This is a genomic window from Helicobacter ibis (assembly GCF_027859255.1).
Taxonomy (GTDB): Bacteria; Campylobacterota; Campylobacteria; order Campylobacterales; family Helicobacteraceae; genus Helicobacter_D; species Helicobacter_D ibis.
In genome coordinates, this window is record NZ_JAQHXR010000006.1 from 12933 (window position 1) to 35833 (window position 22901).

Sequence of the window (22901 nt, forward strand, 5' to 3'; positions counted from 1 at the left end):
TCCCTAGTGCATGTGCATTGGCTTAGTAGCATTAGCATCCATTATGTGCATACCATGATTACCATGACTTACATTTCCTCCGCCAAAAATCATAATCCCTCTATAAACCATAAGCACACCAAAAATAATAATAGCAATAGAGGCTAGATTTAAGAATAATTTTCTAATTTCATTTTTATCCAAAATAGACCTAGAAATAACACCAAACAAAAACAACGCAAAGATAGTCCCAAGCCCAAAAGAAAGCATAATTAAAGCACCACTCAATATGCTTCCACTGCTAGCTGCCTTAAATAAAAACGCATATACAAAACCACAAGGAAGCAATCCATTTAACATACCAAGAATAAAGATTCCACTTACACTTTGAATCTGTAAATATTTTTGAAATATTGACTTATACCATCTAGTATTTTGTATGTTATATTCTAGCTTTTTAAAAAATGATATTTTCCCAAATAAAGATAATCCAGCAAGAATCATACATATACCAGCTAAAACAAATAAGCTAGATTTAAAAAATATATTTAAAGAAAACATACTACCAATAAACCCAACTACAATCCCAAGTGCTACATACATGCTAACTCTACCTAAGTTATAGCTTAGATGATAGATAATTTTATTAGATTCTAGTTTTGAGCTATATGCTAGAACTATGCCTCCACACATTCCAATACAATGCCCTGCACTCCCAAGTAGTGCAATAATAAAAACACTAATTAGTTCATTCATAGCTTCTCCCAAACACAGCCATCACTGCTATCCATTATAGATATACCCATGTTACTTAGTGTATCTCTTATGGAATCTGCTAAAGCAAAGTCCTTGTTTTTCTTTGCTTCCATTCTTTTATTAATTAGAGATTCTATCTCCTTCCTCTCTTCCTTGCTAACACCAAGCTGAAAATACAAAAAGCAATCAATAAGCCCAACTCCAAGCAATCTTGCTATTAGCTCTAAATTTGATGCAATAAAAGGAATCTTGTCATTTTGCTTCTTATCTAAAAATTCATTTGCATTACTTACAAACTCATCAACAATGCTTAAAGCCCTTGAGATATTTAAATCATCACTTAGAGATTCTAATAATTCTTGTTTAAATACATCATCACTCTTTAGAGTATTTGCCTTACCATGAATCCTCTTTTTTAGCCTATAGATTCTATCTAGCCTCTTTTTTGAGCTTAATAAATCACTATCAGAATAATTAAGCAAAGCACGATAATGTGTGCTTAAAAGATAGAATCTTAAAACTTCTCCATTATGAATCTCTAATGCGTCTTTTATAAAAAAGCTATTCCCAAGAGATTTTGACATCTTCTCATTATTAATCGTTACAAAGCCATTGTGTATCCAGTATTTTGCTAGTGTTTGATTTTTGGCACATCTTGTTTGTGAGCTTTCATTTTCATGATGAGGGAAGAGTAAATCAGCACCTCCGCCATGTATATCAATAGCATATTCTCCACTATATGCTAAATGCTTATCTATCATAGCAGAGCATTCTATATGCCACCCGGGTCTCCCCTTGCCTAGTTTGGATTCATAACCTATATCACCTACTCCTTTATAGCTTTTCCATAGTGCAAAATCCCTAGAATCTTTTTTTTGTTCGATAGATTCTATCCTGCTTTTTGCCTCTAGCTCTGCTATTCTACCGCTTAGAGTTCCATAGTCTCTATCCTTACAGACAGATAGATATATATCTCCATTATCTGTTTTATAAGCATAACCTTTATGCAACAATTCTTCAATCATTTCAACAATACTCTCTAAAGATTCGGTAGCTTTTGGTTCTATATCTGCTCTTTTTACCCCTAAAAGCTCCATTTCATAAAGATATTTTTGAATATAAGTTGTAGTTATCTCATCTATACTAACTCCGCTACTATTTGCTTTGTTTATTATCTTATCATCAATATCTGTGAAGTTTTTTGCAAATATAACCTTATATCCTAGCTCACACAAAACCCTACGCAACAAATCAAAAACAATGGCACTTCTAGCATGTCCTAAGTGGGAATCATCATACACGGTTGGACCACAAACATAGATTCTAACCTCATCTTTATTTATCGGATCAAAGACTAGCTTTTCTTTTTTGACACTATCATATATTTTAAACTGCATTATTTTCCTCTACAAAAAGATACATTATAACAAAAAACGATTCTTAAAATAATCCTTACAGAAAGTAACAATCTATAATAAAAGTTATATTAATTATTAAAAATTTATATATATATATATATATTGTGCTATTATAAAACATGATAAATAAGGAGAGAGTTTGAAAAAGGGATTAGTTGTAACTTCGCTCGTAGTAGCTGGTATATTGTTTAGTGCTTGTAGTAGCTCGCAAAGCAATTTAAGTTATGAAAATAATTTGACACAAAAGTTATGTGATGAGCAATTTTTTAACGAGAAGCTAAAAGAAGTAAAAGACGATGACGACACAATTTATGTCGGATTGAATTCTGGGTTAATAGCAAAAAATTGTGGCAATTTTAAAACAAGTAACGAATTTTTTGATTTGGTAGAAGAATCTTACAAAGAAGATGTTGATTTACAAAGCGTAGGCACAAAAGGTGCAAAAGCAGTTGCATCTACACTTATAAATGAAGGAGCTGTAGATTATGAAGGAAGCTTGTATGAAAGAATAATGTTAAATTCTTATAAAGGTATAAACTTTATGAATCTAGGCGATTTTGAAAACGCTAGAGTAGAGTTCAATAGAGCACTTATGCGTCAAGATAAGGCAAAAGAATATTTTGCAGCTGAAATAGAAAAAAATAGACAAGAACTAGAAAAGCAACAAAAATCACAAAACTACGAAGAAAACATAGGTAAAAACACAAAAACAATAGAAGGCAAATATGAGCATCTCTGGGAAGAGTTTGACACTACAAAAGACTTTATAAACCCTTATGCGACATACCTTGCTTCTGTGTTTTTCTACATGGATAGAGATTATATAAAAGCACAAAATCTCTTTAGAGAAGTAGCTATAATCAATCCTAACAATGAAGAAATACAACAACAAGCAGAATTTTTTGAAAATAGCAATAAAGATGGCAATAAGATTTTTGTTGTTTATGAAAATGGATTTGGCATTGCAAAAGATGAGTTTAAATTAAATCTTCCTTTTATCTTTGACAAAAAAGCAATTACTGCAAGTGTCGCACTACAAACACTAAAGCCAAGAGAATATTCATATCCATTCTTAAGCATTAATGATAAGCAGACATCTGATTTTGTAGTTTTAGACAATATAGTAGCTACCGAATTTAAGCTAAATATGCCCACAATGATAACTAAGGCATTACTACAAACAATCACAAAAACTACTCTAAATGCCGTTGTAGCCAAAAATGACGCAACAGGTGGATATCTAGCACTAGCAAGCTCACTTTTTACAATGGCTACAACAAGTGCAGATGTTAGATATTGGAATGGATTACCAAAAGGTGTATCAGTTGTAATGCTAGATAATAATGGAGAAATAGAGATAAAAGCACCAGATGGCACTCATCTATATCAAGCCACATTAAACAAAAACAAAAGTGCGCTTGTGATTGTTCGCTCATTTAACCCTAGCAATCCAATTAATGTAAATATAATACAAAGGTAAGGTATGAGGTATGTTTTTCTTTTAGCTTGTATTTTGTTTTTTAGTGCATGTGGTGGAGTAACTTACACTCCCGCTCCACATACAAAACATGATAGAGTATTTATAGATTCATCTCTGCCAAAAGATATAGTAAAGAATCTAAGAGAAATAAAGAATCTAAATGGGCTTTTAGAATTTGACTTAATCTTAAGAAGTAGCACTAATAGAGATATTATCTATAAAGTTACATGGCTAGATGAAAATGGTTTAGAATTACCAAATGTCATAGATGACGAATATAGAACAATAAGAATCCTTGCAAATAAGGATAAAAGAATAAAGAAAGTTGCACAACACAAAAGTGCAAAAGATTTTAAAATTTACATTCAAAGAAAATAAGGAGAAAAAATGAAAACAAAAAATTTAATAGTAGCTTTTAGTATCGTAGGTGCATTACTTGGAGGGTGTGCTAGTAGCTCTGGTCCAACATACACAGATGGTAAATCAACTCAAGCAAACAAAGGGTCAGCACTAACTTTAGGACTAGATAGAGAAGATTTTGAAAATACAGCAGAGAATATGATAAATAGTATGCTTAGTGATCCTGCATTTGCAAATATACAAGCAGGAGATAGAAAGGTAATTGCAATAGGCAGAATCCTAAATGACACTCCACAAAGAATTGATACAGAAAAACTAACTGCCAAGATAACTTCAGCTCTAAGAAGGTCTGGTAAGTTTGTGCTAACTTCCGCAGTAGCACATGGTGGTGCATTAGATTCCATGAGTGAAGATGTTAGAGAATTAAGAGATAATGATGAATTCAATCAAAACACAATCGCAAAAAAGGGAACTCTAGTATCTCCTGACTTCTCACTAGCTGGTAAGATAAGACAAGATAATGTGAGATTAAGCAATGGCAAAACACAAGTAGAATACTTCTTTTTACTTAGAATAACAGACTTAAACTCTGGACTTGTATATTGGGAAGATGAGCAAACAATCAACAAAACAGGCTCTAGCAAATCTGTAACTTGGTAAGGAAAATAATGAAAAAGATAATATTCATTAGTTCTTTGATTTTAAGTAATATTCTTTATGCACAAGGAGAAAAGCAAACTGAAATAACGCAATCTGATATTAAGATTCAAAATGAATTATCTCTACCACAAGAAAAAGAGGTGGCAACAAAAGATATACAAGATTATTTTGATGAGTTTGCAAACGCGCATAATATAGAATATGGAGTAACAGAAAATGGCAGGACATTTTATTATGGATATGCAGATATATCTGATAAGGGAGATCTTGCAAGAGGAGGTAGCATAGCATTTCAAAGGGCTATGCTAAACATACAAAGTGAATTTATAAAAGATGCCTTTGGCAGATTGGCAAACCAAAGAATCCTAAAATACCTAAATGATAACTCAACAAATGCAAGAGAGTTTGAAGAACTAGAAAAAGGTGGTGTGCTATCACAAATAATGGATAAGGTAACACAACTAACCGGTGCAAAACTAGATTCTGCGCTAAAAGACTTAGGGATTGAAGTAGAAGGTTTAAGCCAAGAGAGGAAAAAAGACATTTTCAAAGATGAATTTATAACTAAAACAATCATAGATGCAAGTGGTCAAATGAGTGGTCTAGTGCCTATGCAAACTTATGTTACAACAACCAAAAATGGTAATTATAGAGTTGGTGTAGTTGCAGTAATCTCAAATAAAACAAGAGCCATAGCAGATGATATAAAAAAGAATAGACAATCAAACATAAAAGGCAAGGGCAAGAAGCTAGAAGAATTCCTACCAAAAGAGGACAAAGACTATATAAATGAATATGGCATAAGAATGGTATATGATGAAAATGGCGAACCTATGATAATAAGCTATGGAATATGGGGCTATGGCAAGACTTCAAGCGATTCTAGAATCCTAGATAGACTAGAAAGTGGTGCAAAAGAGACAGCTCAAAATCAAGCAGATGTAGCTATTAGGGAATTCGTAAGCACACAAATAAGCCTAAGAGATGAAACACAAACAGGCGATACAATAAAACAAACACTAAAAGAATCTCAAAATATAAATAATGGCTCAAAAGAAATCACAGAAGAAATGATAAGTGAAATAGTAGATAAGTCTCTAAAGACAATCACAAGCAAGACAAAGGGGAATCTAAGAGGAATTAGAACTGCTAAGAGATGGTCTTATACAGATGATAATAATACAGAATATGTTGGCGTTGTTAGAGTGTATTCTTATAAAAACTATGTAAATACAACACAAGCAGTATCACCAATAAAACAAGAACACAAAAAAGCAACAACCAAGCCTCAAACAAGAGAGCAAGATAAAAAATCAAGTATTGTAAATAGCATTGATGATTTTTAGGATATAGCATGAAAAAGATTCTATTAATATTTCTATGCCTTTGTGCATTAGAAGCTAAAGTAGTAACAAATACTACAACAAAACAAGCAAGTGGTGAAGGCAGTGGCTTAAGCAGAGAAGAAGCCATAAATAATGCAATTATCGAAGCTATAGGGAAACTAAATGGAGTTAGTATAAACTCCATTAAAAAGTCTATAAACATAAGCACAAACACAAATGAAAGCACAAATATAAAAGATACTTATAGTGAGCAAATAAACAAAGCAACAAAAGGTTCGGCAGATAGCTATGAAGTAGATAGTGTGTTTGAAGAAAATGGAAAATACATAGCAAATGTAACAATCTACAAAACAACCACTACAAAAAAATATGTAGCACCCGGACTAAAGGCTGATAACAGAAGAAATATAAGTGTCTTTAATGTATCTCACAACAAAATACAAGCCTCGCTTGGTGCTACACTACAACAAAAGATAAAACAGAATTATTACAAAGTAGAAAATTCAATGTCCTAGATCGAGATTCGCAAGGATATTACGATATGGAAAAAGCACTCATAAAAAGTGGTGATGCAATGAATGATGAAGTATATAAGCTTAAAAATGTCCTTGCAACAGATTATATTTTGCTATTCAACATAAGCGGACTAGATGGAGAACAAAAGAAAAGTAATCTAACAGGCAAGACAAAACTACAAGCTGAAATTAGTATTGATTATAGAGTATTGCTATTTGCAACAAGGCAGATTAAGTATTCAAACACCCTAATTGAAAAATTCACCATAAAAAATAGCTCACTAAGCGAAGATGAGGCAATAATGCAAAAAATAGCACATAAAATTTCAAGCGATATTTTAAATGCCATATACCATCTAAAAGTGGCTGAAGTCGCAAATGAAGAAGAAGTATTTTCACAAAAGCTAGATATGGGAGAGAGCTATGAGTGTTTTTCTTTAGGTAAAGCTATTACAGATTCTTACACCAAAGAAACAACAGGACACATAGAAACAAAAAGTGGCAATGTAGGAATAACTAGAGTAACACCAAAAATTTCCTATGGCAAAATAATAGAAGGAAGCGTAAAAAAGGGAGATATTTGTCGTCCTTTAAGCAATGGTGGTGATAATGGATATAAAGTGGGAAGAGACCCTAACTATAAGGTAAATGAAGGTGGTGGCGTGAATCTAGGGTGGTAATCCCTAGTTTTAGGCTTTAAATCTTTTTGTGTTTTACTTCAGAATATTTATTTAGCTTTATTTGCTTTTAAATAGCCCTCTTTTATAAGCAACTCAACAACTTCTCTAAAAAGTGGCACTGCAGTTCTTGAAGCAAAATATGCTTCAGTTTCATTTGGCTCAAATACACTTATGCCTATTGTGTATTCATGTCCTTTATCATCTTTAGCAAACCCAAAAAATGAGCTATTATATTTCCTTACATACTTTCCACCTTGTGCTATATGTGCAGTCCCTGTTTTGCCTCCGATTGTTATTCCACTTACCTTAGCAGTCCTACCTGTGCCATCGGATACTACTTTTATTAGTGTATCTTTTACAATGTTTGCCGTTTTATCGCTTAAGATTCTTTGTGGGGATTCGTGATTTATTTTGTATTTTACATTTTTGCTATCTAGCAGATATTCTACAACATAAGGTTCATAAGAGATTCCATTGCTAATTATCGTGTTATATGCCTTTAACATCTGCATAAATGTAGTCCTAAGTCCATAGCCATAAGACACGGTTGCTTTATATACTTCTCCTCCAAGTCTCCTTGAATCTGGAATTGCACCTATTTTCTCATAAGGCAAATCTATACCACTATCTTTGCCAAATCCAAACTTCAACAAGCTCTCATTATAGTCTATCGCATTTAATCGTTGTGCAATCTTTGCCATGCCAATATTGCTTGAATACAACAACACATCTTCTATGCTTGCAGATTCTAGCTTATGAGTATCTGTGATATAAAAATTATCAAGCCTATATCTTCCATTCTCTAAATCTATAATCTCACTTGGATTTATTAGATTCTTATCAAGCAAAATAGAATAAATTATCGGCTTAATTATACTTCCGGGCTCGTAAGAATACTCTATTGCATTTGCATTTAGCTTTGGATAGTCTTCTATTTTAATTGCATTTGGATTAAATCTAGCACTACTTGCAAGACTTAAAATCTTGCCACTATTACCTTCCATTATTCCAACAACAACTTCTTTTGCACCCAGAATATCTTTATTCTTATCAACCAATCTTTCTATTTTTTTTTGCAACTTTAGAGGTATGCTTGATATTACATCATATCCATCAACTCTATCTTTAAAAATTGAATCTTTATTTAAAATGACATTGAATCCTATATCTCTAGTGCCCACCATTAACATATCGCTAGTTGGCTCTAACTCTTCATTAAAACTCTTTTCTATACCTTTAACACCACTTACACGCGTGATTCTACTATCATCTAGTTTATTTATATATCCTAAAATTGGCTCCATTGTATCATCATATAGATACTCTCTCATCTCTCCACTCTCAACAACAGACAAGCCATATTTAAAAATATTTCCATTGCTATCTTCATATGTCCTAAAAACATCTAAAGAATTTAGTTTTAAATTTAGTTGCTTTAAATATGAAGCACTCTTTGAATCTATGTTGTAAGACAAGACTACATTGCCCTTTTCTTTTAACTTTGATTCAATCTCGCTTTTTGGAATCTTACTATAAGCAGAAAACAAGCTAACAAATAAGTCTTGTTTTTGTGGATCTATGTTATATGTATTAACAACTGCTTTATAAACCTTTTTACTAGATGCAAGCAAGAATCCATCAGCACTATAAATAGAACCCCTAATAGCACTCTCAACTCTCTTTGCTTGAAAATTTGGTAGTTGTCTTTGTGTGATGATGTTATAAAAAATAGTCCCTAAAAATATGCAAAACCCAACTCCTATTAGCAAAAATAGAAGCAGGATTTTACCGGCTTTTTTAGAAGTGGTATCGTTCATTAAATTTGTGTTTTTATAAGCTCTTTATAGGCGCTAATAGCCTTGTTTCTAACTTCAAGCATCAATTTCATGCTATTTTCTGCTTTACCTATTACTATTGCTGCTTGATGCAAGTCTTTTATCTGTCCTGTCGCCATATCTGCCATTACTTGCTCTGTTGATTTTTGATATGCATTTACCTCATCAACGGCTTCTTTTAGCATACCACCAAAACTTTTTCCCGGTGCATTTAGCTCATGGTTTGGAGATAAATTTGGCACATCTTGCAGTTTCGAATTTATCTTTTCAAAATCTACACCATATTTATTAATTTCCATTTATATTCCTTTATGCTTGGAACATTGAAATAGCAGTCGTAGCCATATTCTTAGCACTCTGAAAAACAGCGACATTTGCCTGATAAGCCTTTGTGGCTTCAATTAAATTTGCCATTTCTACAACCGGGTTAATGTTAGGATATGCAACATAACCTTCAGAGTTAGCATCTGGATGGCTTGGCTCATATTTCATTCTAGGTTGAGTATCGTCCCTGACAACTTTATCAACATAAACGCTCATTAGCGTAGGCTTTGGCTTTCGCCCCTCATCGAAAATATCCATCTCATCTAATGGATCTTCATATTCTAGCAAATTATTACTTTTTTCATACTTTTGATTCAAAACTTTATCAAAATCAAATGCTTTTAAAATCAATTCTCTTCTTCTATAAGGACCACCTTCATCTGTTCTTGTGGTATTTGCATTTGCTATATTGCTTGATATTAAATTTACTCTTTGTCTTTGAGCTGATAGTCCATATCCACTAATATCAAAACTAGATAAAAACATCTCTAACTCCTAATTATATATTCTTAGATGATTCTAGAGCATAGGTATAAATTCCGCCCTGCTTTCTTAATGCACCAACTATTGCTTGATACATAATGTCATTTTTGCCCATTTCACTTGTCTCAATATCTAAATCAACGCTATTGCCATCATTTCTTGCTAAATGCCCATCTCTATAAAACATAGTAGGCTTATTTAAAGCCATTTCTTCTAATGGCAATAGATGATTTTTGTTTGTCAAAGCTACATCAAGCTTGAAATCTCTTTCGTTATTTAAAATCTCATCTGCCTTTTTTGCCATCATTTGTTCGAAATTTAAATCTTTTGGGCGATACATAGGAGTTGATACATTTGCTATATTACTTGCTATCATATCTCGTCTTAACGCCCTGTGGTCTAGTGCTTCTTGTGCTAATGCTCTAGCTGGTGAATAACTAAATATGCTCATATCAAGTCTCCTAAAATGTCTTTGAAAAACACTTAAGCAACTTTTATTCCACTTTCACTTATAATCGTAGATAATCAAATTGGGGAGTTGGTTATGTTTGAGGTTTTTGGATTTGATATATACATTATAGCATGTTTGTTTTTTGTAGCATTAATAGCTGGATTTATAGATTCAATTGCAGGTGGAGGTGGCATGATTACTATACCTAGTTTGCTTCTAGCTGGTGCTTCTCCTCTTGAAACTCTAGCTACAAATAAGCTACAAAGCAGTTTTGGTAGCTTTAGTGCTGCAAGATATTTTTATAACAAAGGCTACATAAACCTAAAAGAATCTCTTCCAAATATAATAATCGTCTTTTTGCTATCTGGAGCTGGAACTATAAGTGTGCAATTTATAGATACTAATGCATTGCAAAAATTTCTACCATTTTTAATAATGGCATTTGGAATCTACTTTTTATTCTCTCCTCAAGTTAATAATGAAGATAGAGCATCTCATAAAAGATTGTTTATACTAGCATTATGTGCAATAGGATTCTATGATGGATTTTTTGGTCCCGGGACTGGGTCTTTCTTTCTTCTAGCATTAATAATGTTAGCTGGATTTAATATTACAAAATCACTAGCACAAGCAAAGCTATATAACTTCTCTACGAATCTAGCATCAGTTTTATTCTTTGCATTTAGTGGGAATATGCTATTTGGCATAGGGCTTATAATGGCATTAGGACAATTTATTGGTGCAAATTTGGGGGCTAAGATGGCTTTAAAATATGGAGTAAAAATCATAAAACCACTAATCGTGCTTGTCTCATTTATAATGTCTATAAAATTAATTTATGAAAATATAATAGTAGGATAACGGAATCTTAAAGATTCCGTAAATTAAAATTGCTTTCTATTTGTATCTTCGTTGATTGCTTCTACAATGCGATTTATTTCTTTTGCAGCATCATCAGTCGCATTAGCAACAAACACATTCTCTTCTGTAATTGTATTTAATGCAATATTGCATCATTAATTTGCTCTATACCAGTAGTTTGTTCTCTTATAGATTCACTCATATCATTAATACCTTGAACTAATATATTTACATTAGCTTCTATTTCATTTAATGATTTACCAGTTCTCTCTGCTAACTTTCTTACTTCATCTGCAACAACTGCAAATCCTCTACCATGTTCTCCTGCTCTTGCAGCTTCTATTGCAGCATTAAGTGCTAGTAGATTTGTTTGATCTGCTATATCTTTAATTACACCTACTATGTTTTTAATATCTTCTGCTTGTCTTGTTACTTCAGATGTTTTATCTGATACATTTTGCATTAAATGCGTAATCTTATTACTTGATGATACACTAAGTATTTATGCAACTTCATCTCCAAGTGAGTTTATAGCCTCTTCTACTTTGCCGTTTGCTTCACTAACTCTAGCTTTAAAAATTAGATTCCAATAAGAGTTAAACACATCTAGGATAACATTTAAATCTTTACCAATCTTATCTCTCAATATATCAAGCATACTATTTAAAACTACCTTTAGTTCTTTTATTGAGGATTGCTTGGCTCATTACTAAGCACACCTGCAAAGCTACCATGCTCTTATCTTGTGCAACTTTTGTTATCTCATCTATCATAGCACCATCTTTTCTTACAGATTCATTAGTTGAGATTATGTTTTTGTTTATCATCTCAGCCATAGTGCCTATCTCATCATGTGCTACTATTTTGATTACTTGAGGGGCTGTCTTACTTTCATAATTAATATATCTAAAAATTCATTTAAGAAATTACCCAAATTGGTTAATCGAGTAGAAATATATTTCTTAGAATAAAGCCAAATTGCAACAATAATAAATACCATAGATATTAAAGCTGTAATAATTATGATCGCTCTACGCTTACAAGTGGTGCATATACTTCATCTTTAGGCACAACTGATACAAGCGTCCATTCTGTATCTACATCTTTCCATACTCTATATTCTGTGATACCTGCATAATTATCAACTCCATTGTAACTATAATCAACAATACCTATTTCATTATTTTTTATAAACTCTGTAATTTTTTCATCTTTATTTATATCTTTTAGATTCTTACCAACTAATTCACTATTAGAATTAACTAGCATTACTCCATTTTCTGTAATCATAAAGTTTCTATTATTCGCATAAGCAACGCTCTTGGCATTGAATATAGAATTAGAAATTTCATTTAAATCAACCACAACGCCAACAACAGCCATTAGTTCTTTTTTTCTATTTAAAATTGGTCTTGTTATATCAACAACAAAGACTCTTTGATTATCCAACTCTACCCATACTTAACACTTTATTGCTAATAGCATTATGTAATGAGTTAAATTGTTTTAAATTATCCTCTGCTTTTACCACTGCTACATCATTATTCTCTCTATGTGCAAAGATCATAAACTCTCCACTATCTAGCAAATAATCAGTATTTTGCAGATATGCAACCCTTCTTAAATAAACATTATCTCCAGGAACATAAAAATAAGCAAATCTAGCATATTGATTTGTTCTTAATAATCTTTCTACAGATTCTAATAAAATCTTTTGATCAATATTTCCTTCTCTATCATTAACCACGATTAATGCCATAACGCTACCGGCAGATTCCAATACTGCAAAAGTCTGCCCAACAGCACCTTGCACTCTATTTGCAAGTCTAACACTTTCAGTTTGCAATAATTTATGTGCCTCATCTTGTAGTGCAACTGTGAGCTTTGTAGAAATAATAATAGTCAATGCTATCATAACAAGCACCACAACTGAGCTTACAACCATAATTAACTTTGTTCCTAATTGTAATTTTTCATTCATGTCTCCAAAAATAATTTAAAAAATAATTAACTAAATATTAAAAATACACGAAAGTAAATCAATACGGAAGTAAAGAAAAAATTTTATATAGGCTTAATAACAAGAAAGCATTAAAACTAATATACAAAATGCCCCACTCCCACATATGACAAGGGAATACAATATTATCGCAGAATATTTTATTAAACATTAAATAACCCAATTCTTAATATTTTATTTATAAAATAATTATAAATAATTTATCTTTAATTAATAATTAATTTATATATTCTTTACATAAAATTTATTTATATAGCATTTTAATAAGCAAGTGTTTAGTGAATATAAATTTTTTATTTTAGTCATATCTTCTTTGTTATTTAAATTGTTATAATTTTTTCAATATTTTAATTCTAGGAGAAGTAATGGCTTGTGTTTTACAAATTGGTGCAGGTGGTGTAGGTGGCGTAGTAGCTCATAAAATGGCGATGAATAGATATGTTTTCTCTAAGATTATCCTTGCTTCTCGCACAATCTCTAAATGTGAAGCAATCGCAGAATCTATCCGTTCTAAAAGTTTGGGTGAGATTATTTGTGAAAGTGTAGATGCAGATAATGTCGATTCTATCGTAGCTTTGATAGATAAATACAAGCCAAAGCTAGTGGTAAATGTAGCCCTCCCCTATCAAGATCTAACCATAATGGAAGCGTGCCTAAGGACAAAGACGCATTATTTAGATACAGCAAATTATGAGCACCCAGATAGTGCACACTTTGAATACAAAGAACAATGGGCATATGATACAAGATATAAAGAAGCAGGTATCTTTGGACTTTTAGGAAGCGGTTTTGATCCGGGCGTTACAAATGTATTTTGTGCGTATACACAAAAGCATTATTTTGACGAGATTGAATCTATTGATATACTAGATTGCAATGCAGGAGATCATGGCTATGCCTTTGCTACGAACTTTAATCCAGAGATAAATTTGCGTGAGGTAAGCTCCAAAGCAAGATTTTGGGTAAAAGATGAGAAACTAGCATTAAATTCAGATCTTAAAAAAGATACTATTTATCGTAAGTTTGAGCGAGAAGAAAAACACTTCAAACTAGAAGCAAACACACAAGATTTAAAAAATGAAAGCTATTTTAATGGGGAGTGGCGAGATGTCGCTCCACTTGATTTAATGAAAGAGTGGGAATACCCAGAAGTAGGCGTGAAAAATAGCTATCTACTTTACCACGAGGAATTAGAATCGCTTATCCGCAATATCAAAGGATTAAAGAGAATCCGCTTCTTTATGACTTTTGGAGAATCTTATCTTACACATATGAAATGTTTAGAAAACATCGGTTTCTTACGCGTAGATGAGATAGAGCATAATGGGCAAAAAATCGTGCCTATCCAAGTGCTAAAAACCCTTCTTCCAGATCCAGCAAGCCTAGCCCCTAGAACCAAAGGTCAAACACACATCGGTTGCTACATAAAGGGTAAAAAAGATGGCAAAGATAGGACAATTTATATCTATAATATTTGCGACCATGAGGCGTGTTACAAAGAAGTAAATGCACAAGGGGTTAGCTATACTACTGGAGTGCCAGCGATGATTGGAGCAAAGTTGATATGTGAGGGCAAATGGGGGCTAAATATGCCAAAAATACCAAACAAAGCAGATAATAGCGATATGCCAAAAGGCGGGGAAAATCAGGGAGTAGATTCTAATAATGGTAGTGGTGTGTGGAATATGGAGCAAAACGACCCTGATCCATTTATGGCAGAGCTAAACAAGCAAGGCCTCCCTTATGTTGTGTGTGAGATAGATTCTAATGGGATGCGAAAAGTATTGGAGGATGGGCGGAAGTAGTAATATTTGATTGTCAACAATGAAGATAAAATATTAATTTAGCTATCATTTAAACGGAGCAAAAATGATTTTTGAAAAACAAGAATATCAGCAAAACTGCTTAGAAAATATAGTTAAGATTTTGCAAGATTTTGATTTTAAAAAGCAAGATAATTTGCAAGAGTGTTTAAGAGCTTTTTATAAAATCACACCCTTACCGGTGCAAAATATTAGTGATAAATTAAATTTAGATATTCTAATGGAGACAGGTACGGGTAAGACTTTCACTTATCTCAATCTTATTTTTGAACTAAACAAGCAATTTAAGCAAAATAAATTCATCATTTTTGTCCCAAGAAAGGCGATTTTAGAATCTGTCAAACAAAATATCAATCTCACAAAAAATTATTTTTATAGTGAGTATAAAAAGCATTTAAAAGCCTATACATACACAGATAGTAAATCCCAATCTCTAATTATTAATCACTATATCAAAAATGAAGATGAGTTAAGTGTGCTAATACTCACCAATAGCGCTATTGATAAAGAGGGTAATTTACTTAATAAAAACAATGAGAATCTTTTTAATACTAAAAGTATCTTTGAAAATATAATCTCACTAAAACCTATTTCTATCATAGATGAACCACATTTGCTCAAAGGCGAAGCTTTTAATAAATATTTTTCAAAACTAAATTCTTTGTATTTTCGCTTTGGTGCAACTTTTCCTAAAGAAAATGATTATGAGTTAAGCAATGTTGCATATTGCCTTGATTCCATTTGCGCATTTAGATCTTATCTTGTGAAGCAAATTAGAGTGCATACACTTATTCAGGATAATACTACCCCATTTTTGATAGCTACAAATACCAGCAAGTCAAAATCCGAATCAAAATCCGCAACCTTTTCCTTTTTCAAAAATGGCATAGAAAAACGCACAACAATTTTACAAAATAGTAATTTAGGTAAGCTAGATTCTAGCTTTCAAGGTATTAGTTTGGTAAATGTCAATAAAGACAAAGCATATTTAAGCAATGGAAAGATAATAGAAAAGAAAAAGTCTTATAAACTTAGCGAAGATGAGATTGAAAGTCTTTTAGCAAAAGCTATTGATTTGCATTTTGAAAAAGAAGAGCGACTATTTAAACAAAATATTAAAGCCTTAAGCCTCTTTTTTATCCCAAATATTACAGATTTTAGGGGTGAAGAGCCATTTGTCAAAAATACTTTTGAAAGGCTTTATAAACAAAAACGCAATGAAGTTTTAAAGCAAAATTTAGATAGTAAATATAGAGAATATTTAGAAAAAGATTATGACGATGAAGGAAAGTTGAAAGTGCATCAAGGCTATTTTAGCGGTGATGCCAAGCTTAGTAGCAAGGAAAAAAATATTGACAACCAAGAAGCCGCTGATATAGCATTGATTTTAAAAGATAAAGAAAAATTGCTTTCCTTTGATACATCTTTGCGTTTTATTTTTAGTGTGTGGGCACTGCAAGAAGGCTGGGATAATCCAAATATATTCACTCTAACCAAACTTGCAAATTCAAGCAGTGATGTAAGCCGTCATCAGCAAGTAGGACGAGGACTTAGAATCTGTGTAAATAATGAAGGCAAAAGAATTACACATAGATTTTTGAGAGATGATGAAAATGAGTTTTTTGATATAAATCACCTTGATATGCTTGTAAGCAGTGAAGAAAGAGGCTTTATTGAAGATTTGCAAAGAGAAATAATGGATTCTAGTTTTGCTTTGGATGCGGTATGGATTAGTCAAGAAAGGCTAGAAAGTCAAGGGCTTAATGCAAGAGAGGCAAGTAGATTGCTTATAAAACTAGAAGATCTAAACTTAGTGGAATTTGATGAGCTTGGCAATATTTATAAAATCATCGCCCCTATTTATGAAACAATCAAAGATAATAAAGATTTAAAAGAGCTTTTAAAAGATAAATTCGATTCTATTTTAGAATCTTTTAAAAACTTAAATACCACAAAAGAGCAAGTGCAAAATGCTAATGCCCCAAAAGAAAAAGTAAAGATAAAGCACACTCTAGCAGAGGAATTTAAAGAGTTGTGGAATACGATAAATCAAAAATCACTCATTGTCTATCAAAATATCAATCAAGATTCTCTAATACAAAACATAGCTAAAGAGTTTAATAAAATCCAAATAGAAAAAGAATCTATCACATTTGAAAGTAAAATTTTTGATACAGAAAACAATAAAATCATTACCCAAGATATACAAACAATTGGCACAAAAGATTATACAAAAGCACTTAATAAGGATTTTAAATCTTTAGCACTTGACTTTGCTTTAAGCAATCAAATCTCACTTCCTTTTTTATTAGAGCTTTTAAATAAGCTCAATAGATCAAATTTTAATAATTCCCCAAAAGCTGCTTTTGAAGCTTTAAAAAGTATTTTTAAGGAAGAGTTACATAAGAATCTGCTTTTAAGCGTAGGCTATGAATTTGCCCAAAGCTATTCTAATGAATCTGTTTTATATGATGAAAATGGCAAACCAAAAAAAGAGATAGAAGCACAAAAGCTTGGTAAATTTATCGCTAAAGATTTTAAAAGCAATGAGCCACTAACCCCAGCATCAAACTATCTTTTTGAAAAAGTAGTTTATGATAGCCAAATCGAAAAAGAAGTGATTTTAGAAGAAACCAGAGAAATAGATTCTAAAAGCATAGTTGTCTTTGCTAAATTGCCAAAATTTAGCATTCCCACACCTTTTAAAAACTATGAGCCAGATTTTGCCTATCTATTAAAAGACAAAAATGGGCAAAAAATCTTTTTTGTTTGTGAGACTAAAGGATATAATGATGCTTCACAAATCCCAGCGGTTGAACAAAAAAAGATAGATTATGCAAAAAGATTTTTTAAATCATTGCAAAAAAGTCTAAAAGATGAGAACATTAAGGTGATTTATAACACGCGCATTAATAAGCAAGATTTATTAACAAGTTTAAAACAAGCACAAGGAGAGTAAATGATGCAAAAAGATGAAGTGATAAAAAAAGGTATAAAAATTATAGATTCTAAAGAGAGGCACAATGCCTTATTTGAGAATCTTAAAACACACTTTCCACAAACCATTAGAGATAATCAAGTGGATTTAAAGACTATCGCCACTCTCTTAGGACTAGATACAAATACAAACATTCAAGGCTATGAGCTTACCTTCACAGGTAAAGCTTTGGCTAATGCACTTTATAGCACTCCTACTCAAAAAATGCTAAAGCTTGAAGAGACTTTTACATATCACAATCTAGAATCTTGTAAACATAGCAAAGAATCCAAAAATACAGAAAACGAAGAAGATTTTAATGCGGAAGCACAAAATTTTATCATCAAAGGCGATAATCTAGATGCACTAAAAATCCTAAAATCCGCTTATAGTGAAAAAATCAAAATGATCTATATAGATCCGCCCTACAATACAAAAAATGATAATTTCATCTATCCAGATAATTTTAGAAAAGATTATAAGGCGATTTTGCAAGAAGTGGGACTATTAGAAATCGATGATGAAGAAAATGAGATAGAATCTGAAATCCTGCAATTTTTTAAAAACATACAAAGCACACGCACTCATAGTGGATGGCTATCTTTTATGCTACCACGCCTTAAACTTGCTAGAGATTTATTGCGTGAAGATGGCGTGATATTTATAAGTATAGATGATAACGAACAAGCAAATTTAAAGATTCTCTGTGATGAAATTTTTGGAGAGGAAAATTTTGTGGCGTGTATTCCAATCTTATCCAATCCAAGAGGGCGACAATCAAGTAAATTTATAGCTGAAACACACGAATATCTTTTATGCTATGCGAAAAATATTGGTGAATGTAAAGTTTTTGGAGAATCTTTAACAGAAAAACAAAAGCAAGAATATCCATTAAAAGATTCTATGGGATATTATAGGTTATTAGGTTTAAGATTGCGAGGAGGTAGGGCTACTGCCGAAGAATCTCCCACTTTACATTTCCCTATCTTTTACAATATTAAAACTAAAGAATTTTATTTAGAAAAGCAAAGCAATGATGATGTTGCAATAATACCCAAATTTTCAAATGGAATTTTGGGAACTTGGCGTTGGAGTAAAAAGAAAATTTTAGAATCCAAAAACTATTTAATTGTTAAAAAAATTAAAGATAGATATGATGTTTTTCAAAAAGATTATTTAACAGATGAAAAAATGAGAAAAGCAAAAAGTTTATGGGCTGAAAAAGAAATAAACTATGATAATAGTGCGAAAGAATTGACTTCATTGCAAATGGACGATACTTTTTCATATGCTAAACCATTATATTTAATCAAAAGATTGCTTAAAATCTCTACAAATTCAAGCAACACCATATACAAAGATTCTAATAATGTAAAATCCCACAATAACGAAGACGACATTATCCTAGACTTCTTTGCAGGAAGTGGCACGACCGCACAGGCAGTAATGGAGCTAAATGCAGAAGATAAGGGCAATCGCAAATTTATATTAGTGCAAATTGATGAAGAGATAGATGAGAAAAAAAGCAAAACCGCTTATGATTTTTGCAAAAATGAGCTAGGAAGCAAAAAGCCAGTCATTAGCGATATAACCATTGAAAGAGTGAAAAGAGCAAGTGCAAAGATTGCAAATGCAAACCCAGATTTTACTATCCGCTTTAGTGTGCTAAGCCTAAGCGATAAAAGAGAGCTTACCACAACCAAAAAAGGCACCTTAGAGTTACTTAGTAATACAGAGTTAAGCCCATTTGATAAAGCACTACATCTAGCCTTACAAAGTGGAAAAACGCTAGATAAACCTCTAAAGTCTATCTTTGCAAACAAACTTTATCAATGTGAGGATTGCTTATATCTTGTTACTTGTGATAAAGAAGTGCTAGATTTCTTACGCAATACACAAAATGAATATATTTTCATCGATGGCTTTGAAGATTTGAGTTTAGAAAACTTTTTAAATCTTGATTCTAGCCTAAGCGATAGACTTAGAATTGTGTATTGAGATAAAACAAATAGGAACTTGGAATAAAATGGCAAAAAATCCAATATCAGATTATGAAATTGGCATTATTAAAGTATTAATTAATTTAAAATATGAAAATCAAGATATTTTGGCTTATATAAATCGGTATAGAGAAGCAAACAACCTTAAGCATATCAATTCAGGGAGGATTAGCGATATAAAAAGTGGAAAAATAGGGAAAGATATACCACTCGCTTTGGATAATGTAGTGAACAATTTTATAGCACAATATCAAACAACAACAATGAATGATGATTTTTGTAGTGTTTTTAAATTTAAAGATGATTATATAGAAAATGAAGAAAGTGAGACCATAGAATATAAGCAATCATTTGGTGCAATTAAAGATGATAAGTTATTAAGAAGTATTCAAGGAATGGCAAATAATAAAGGTGGGTTTATAGTTTTTGGAATTTCCGAAGAAAATAATGATAGTATAAAAAAATATTACATCAAAGGAATAGATGAAAAACAATACAAAAGCTTTATGCAAGATAATAAAAGAATCAATGAAGTTTTAAATTCCAATTTTAGAGAAAGTATTAGATTTAAAAGGGATTGTAAAGAAATTAATCAGAAGTTAGTGGCATATATACAAATTTTTGAATCCAATGATAAACCACTGATTAACAATAATGGGGATATTTATTATCGATACAATGCAGAAACAAGAAAGATTGCAAAGCTAGATTTACTAAGAATCATTAATGAAAGAAAAGAAAAAGAGCTACATTTAACTATGCAAAAACATATAGAAAATATATTTAAAAATGGCATTGAGAATTCAGCAATTTTAAATGTGGTAACAGGTGAAGTCGAGGGAAAAGGTGGTAATTTTTTGATCAACCAAGATTTATTGCCAAAAATTGCCTTTATCAAGGAAGGACATTTTGTGGAGAAAGATGGAGCGCCGGCATTGATTCTAAAAGGGAGTGTGGAGGCAATATCCGCTGATGGAGTTATTATTTCACACAATGTTCATAAAAATATTGATGAAAAATATATTTATGAAATATTTTTCTTACAAAAAGATATTGACAAACAAGAAGCTGAGGCTTGTATAGAAGCTATGGCTGAGTTTCACGCTTCGCTATTACCTATGAGATATTTTATGCAAAAAGCAGATATGAATAAAGATAAATTAATAGAATTTCTTGTAAATATTTCTAATAATGCAAGAAAAAAGAGTTTTGTTAATAATAAAATAAAAATCATTAAGGAAAATAAACCTGAAAAATCGAAATGTCAAAATGAGTTTATTGGGAATATAAATAATAAAGTTAGTCTGTTGGAAATAATTAAAAAAGATGATGATATGAGAAAAATTTCTGATGCAATTATGAACTTTAATAAAGACCAAATTGATAAAGAATATATATTATCAGAGCTTTTTGCACTTTATGATCATTGTATTAAAAACTACAATGATAAATTTTTTAATGTGAGAAAGGCTATTGCCTATATTGATAGAATCTTTTTTGCATAGTTTGAAATAAAATAGAATGATAGTTAAAAGGTGATTTGGGTTTTAAATATCAAAAAACAATGTGAGAAACAAAAAGTAGCATTTTTCTTTAAGCAATGGGGGACCCGGGGGAGTGATAGTATAAAACGAAATAAGAAAGAAAATGGTGCTTTAATTAATGATAAACTTTATAGAGAATATCCGAAAATTTATTACGAGCACTCAAAGTGAAATATAGCAATATATGCAATCGGCTATATTGATTAAAGGATTTTATATAGGATAAAACTAGTTTAAATTAATCTCTAACAACTAGACATAAATAAATTACAAGGAAATCCAATGCAAAACCTCTATTCTTTAATCTTTGTATTGCCTTTTAGCATAACCTATGCAAATACAGATTCTATAACCCGATACTTCTTTAAAAGGCTTTGATTTTGCGATACTTTTAAATCTCTTAAAATCTTCCCACTAAATTCATGTCTAGCTAACTCTTCTCCTGTGCTTGATAGCACTTTTATACTTCCGTCATTATTACCATTTATAAAAATATCCACACTAGAACCAAAGGCAAATGGTGCCCTAAAAGGACTTTGTCCGCTTAAGTTTTTATCATGCTTACTCCTTTTTGTCTAGCATTTTAGGAGGTTTTAAGTGTGGTTGTAAGGAATAAGGTGCTAAGAGTGTGCCTAAAAAGTCTTTGGGAATGATTGTATGCTAGGCTTGTGTTTGTAAAAATTAAAAAGCAATTAGGAAAATTTTTAAAGCCTTAAAACGAAAGTATTTAAGGCTTTAAAAATAAGGTAGCCTACTTTTGCTTTGTATTTTTATAAACACAAAGACAAAGAGCAATCGTGCAAATTGTAAGGGACTGCTAAGCTAATTTTCGTATGAATTGGGAGGAATTTCTACAACCTTTAAAAATTAATTTTAAAGGTTGTAGAAATTTTAGGGATTCCCATTTTTCATTAAGAAAATTAGCTTAGTTCTTTGAGTTTAGGATTAAATTTACTTACAAATAATTCCACAAAAGACATTAGAATCTAAGATTCTAAACCCACTTTGTCTTTTGTGAGAAGAATTGTGCTTTAAGTCTAAGTTAAGTGGGCTTATTTTAGAATCTTATTGAGTTTTTAAGAGTTAGATTATAGTTTTTACAAACTAGAATCAACGCCACTAAAGTTATTACATAAATTATAATCAACTCCATGTAGCTCCTTTACTCTCACAAAGACAATAAAAACGAAGCTTAAAGCAGTAAAATTATAACAAAGTTTAGGAAACTTGGCTTTGCTTAGAATCTTATAGTTTCCAACAAGTATATTTTTTTGATTTTCTTATTAGATTCATCTTTAAATTAACACTTTTTAATCACTCATATAGCAAGTAAGATAACGATAAAAATTCCTTAGAGTGATTTGGGTAAATTAGATGTGCTAATTCATG

At 31.5% G+C, this 22901-nt stretch carries 22 protein-coding genes and 1 pseudogene; 11 read left to right on the plus strand and 12 right to left on the minus strand.

The window, feature by feature from the left end; translation table 11 throughout:
• Positions 1-3 precede the first annotated feature (3 nt).
• Together PF021_RS07880 and cysS are read right to left on the minus strand one after the other, a co-directional pair.
• Positions 4-735 carry a sulfite exporter TauE/SafE family protein gene (locus tag PF021_RS07880; protein ID WP_271021943.1) on the minus strand — a complete coding sequence of 244 codons (732 nt, stop codon included), beginning with the start codon at positions 733-735 and terminating at the stop codon, positions 4-6.
• Complete coding sequence (gene cysS, locus PF021_RS07885; RefSeq protein ID WP_271021944.1) at positions 732-2132, minus strand: cysteine--tRNA ligase; 1401 nt, start codon at positions 2130-2132, stop codon at positions 732-734. The genes PF021_RS07880 and cysS overlap by 4 nt, the downstream gene beginning before the upstream one ends.
• Positions 2133-2292: 160 nt before the next feature.
• Here cysS and PF021_RS07890 point away from each other — a divergent pair, with 160 nt between their 5' ends.
• From PF021_RS07890 to PF021_RS07910, 5 genes and pseudogenes are all read left to right on the plus strand, one after another.
• Entirely contained in the window at positions 2293-3633 is a 1341-nt protein-coding gene (locus PF021_RS07890; protein WP_271021945.1) for a hypothetical protein, read from the plus strand.
• A 3-nt stretch (positions 3634-3636) separates the two neighbouring features.
• On the plus strand, positions 3637-4011 hold the full coding sequence (locus tag PF021_RS07895) for a YcfL family protein (RefSeq protein ID WP_271021946.1): 375 nt from the start codon (positions 3637-3639) through the stop codon (positions 4009-4011).
• A 9-nt stretch (positions 4012-4020) separates the two neighbouring features.
• Positions 4021-4653 (plus strand): penicillin-binding protein activator LpoB, encoded by a 633-nt coding sequence (gene lpoB / locus PF021_RS07900; RefSeq protein ID WP_271021947.1) that lies wholly within the window; start codon positions 4021-4023, stop codon positions 4651-4653.
• 8 nt (positions 4654-4661) lie between these two features.
• A complete protein-coding gene (locus PF021_RS07905; RefSeq protein WP_271021948.1) occupies positions 4662-5999 on the plus strand; it encodes a DUF6844 domain-containing protein in 1338 nt (445 codons plus the stop codon).
• Positions 6000-6007: 8 nt separating this feature from the next.
• Positions 6008-7194, plus strand: a pseudogene (locus PF021_RS07910) (CsgG/HfaB family protein).
• Between the two features lie 47 nt (positions 7195-7241).
• Here PF021_RS07910 and PF021_RS07915 read toward each other — a convergent pair.
• The 4 genes from PF021_RS07915 to flgB are packed head-to-tail and all read right to left on the minus strand — an operon-like array spanning position 7242 to position 10287.
• The gene (locus PF021_RS07915; protein ID WP_271021949.1) at positions 7242-9011 is read right to left on the minus strand and encodes a peptidoglycan D,D-transpeptidase FtsI family protein; all 1770 of its coding nucleotides are present in this window, start codon (positions 9009-9011) and stop codon (positions 7242-7244) included.
• The gene (gene fliE, locus PF021_RS07920) at positions 9011-9328 is read right to left on the minus strand and encodes a flagellar hook-basal body complex protein FliE (RefSeq protein ID WP_271021950.1); all 318 of its coding nucleotides are present in this window, start codon (positions 9326-9328) and stop codon (positions 9011-9013) included. The genes PF021_RS07915 and fliE overlap by 1 nt, the downstream gene beginning before the upstream one ends.
• Before the next feature lie 10 nt (positions 9329-9338).
• Positions 9339-9839, minus strand: coding sequence for a flagellar basal body rod protein FlgC (flgC, locus tag PF021_RS07925; RefSeq protein WP_271021951.1), 501 nt, complete (start codon positions 9837-9839; stop codon positions 9339-9341).
• A gap of 13 nt (positions 9840-9852) precedes the next feature.
• Complete coding sequence (flgB, locus tag PF021_RS07930; RefSeq protein WP_271021952.1) at positions 9853-10287, minus strand: flagellar basal body rod protein FlgB; 435 nt, start codon at positions 10285-10287, stop codon at positions 9853-9855.
• A 93-nt stretch (positions 10288-10380) separates the two neighbouring features.
• Between flgB and PF021_RS07935 the strand changes: the two genes are divergently transcribed.
• The gene (locus PF021_RS07935) at positions 10381-11148 is read left to right on the plus strand and encodes a TSUP family transporter (RefSeq protein ID WP_271021953.1); all 768 of its coding nucleotides are present in this window, start codon (positions 10381-10383) and stop codon (positions 11146-11148) included.
• 136 nt (positions 11149-11284) lie between these two features.
• On the opposite strand, the gene PF021_RS08645 is transcribed toward PF021_RS07935, so the two are convergent.
• The 5 genes from PF021_RS08645 to PF021_RS07955 all read right to left on the minus strand — a co-directional run bounded on the left by PF021_RS08645 (position 11285) and on the right by PF021_RS07955 (position 13129).
• On the minus strand, positions 11285-11611 hold the full coding sequence (locus tag PF021_RS08645; RefSeq protein WP_271023468.1) for a methyl-accepting chemotaxis protein: 327 nt from the start codon (positions 11609-11611) through the stop codon (positions 11285-11287).
• Between the two features lie 39 nt (positions 11612-11650).
• The gene (locus PF021_RS08650) at positions 11651-11806 is read right to left on the minus strand and encodes a hypothetical protein (RefSeq protein WP_407081421.1); all 156 of its coding nucleotides are present in this window, start codon (positions 11804-11806) and stop codon (positions 11651-11653) included.
• Between the two features lies 1 nt (position 11807).
• Positions 11808-11984 (minus strand): hypothetical protein, encoded by a 177-nt coding sequence (locus tag PF021_RS07945; protein ID WP_271021954.1) that lies wholly within the window; start codon positions 11982-11984, stop codon positions 11808-11810.
• A 184-nt stretch (positions 11985-12168) separates the two neighbouring features.
• Positions 12169-12597, minus strand: a complete 429-nt coding sequence (locus PF021_RS07950; RefSeq protein WP_271021955.1) for a PDC sensor domain-containing protein — start codon at positions 12595-12597, stop codon at positions 12169-12171.
• Positions 12590-13129, minus strand: coding sequence for a hypothetical protein (locus tag PF021_RS07955; RefSeq protein ID WP_271021956.1), 540 nt, complete (start codon positions 13127-13129; stop codon positions 12590-12592). Before PF021_RS07955 ends, PF021_RS07950 begins: the two co-directional genes overlap by 8 nt.
• Positions 13130-13533: 404 nt before the next feature.
• Here PF021_RS07955 and PF021_RS07960 point away from each other — a divergent pair, with 404 nt between their 5' ends.
• The 5 genes from PF021_RS07960 (at position 13534) to PF021_RS08655 (ending at position 21683) form a co-directional block, all read left to right on the plus strand.
• Positions 13534-14973, plus strand: coding sequence for a saccharopine dehydrogenase family protein (locus PF021_RS07960; RefSeq protein WP_271021957.1), 1440 nt, complete (start codon positions 13534-13536; stop codon positions 14971-14973).
• Positions 14974-15037: 64 nt separating this feature from the next.
• Positions 15038-17950 (plus strand): restriction endonuclease, encoded by a 2913-nt coding sequence (locus PF021_RS07965; RefSeq protein ID WP_271021958.1) that lies wholly within the window; start codon positions 15038-15040, stop codon positions 17948-17950.
• Positions 17951-19966 carry a site-specific DNA-methyltransferase gene (locus tag PF021_RS07970; protein ID WP_271021959.1) on the plus strand — a complete coding sequence of 672 codons (2016 nt, stop codon included), beginning with the start codon at positions 17951-17953 and terminating at the stop codon, positions 19964-19966. It begins immediately after the preceding gene.
• A gap of 28 nt (positions 19967-19994) precedes the next feature.
• Positions 19995-21473 (plus strand): ATP-binding protein, encoded by a 1479-nt coding sequence (locus tag PF021_RS07975; protein WP_271021960.1) that lies wholly within the window; start codon positions 19995-19997, stop codon positions 21471-21473.
• A gap of 30 nt (positions 21474-21503) precedes the next feature.
• Complete coding sequence (locus PF021_RS08655) at positions 21504-21683, plus strand: DUF5131 family protein (RefSeq protein WP_407081422.1); 180 nt, start codon at positions 21504-21506, stop codon at positions 21681-21683.
• 158 nt (positions 21684-21841) lie between these two features.
• On the opposite strand, the gene PF021_RS07980 is transcribed toward PF021_RS08655, so the two are convergent.
• Positions 21842-22012: a hypothetical protein gene (locus PF021_RS07980; protein WP_271021961.1), complete on the minus strand. Its 171-nt coding sequence runs from the start codon at positions 22010-22012 to the stop codon at positions 21842-21844.
• Positions 22013-22901: the final 889 nt, after the last annotated feature.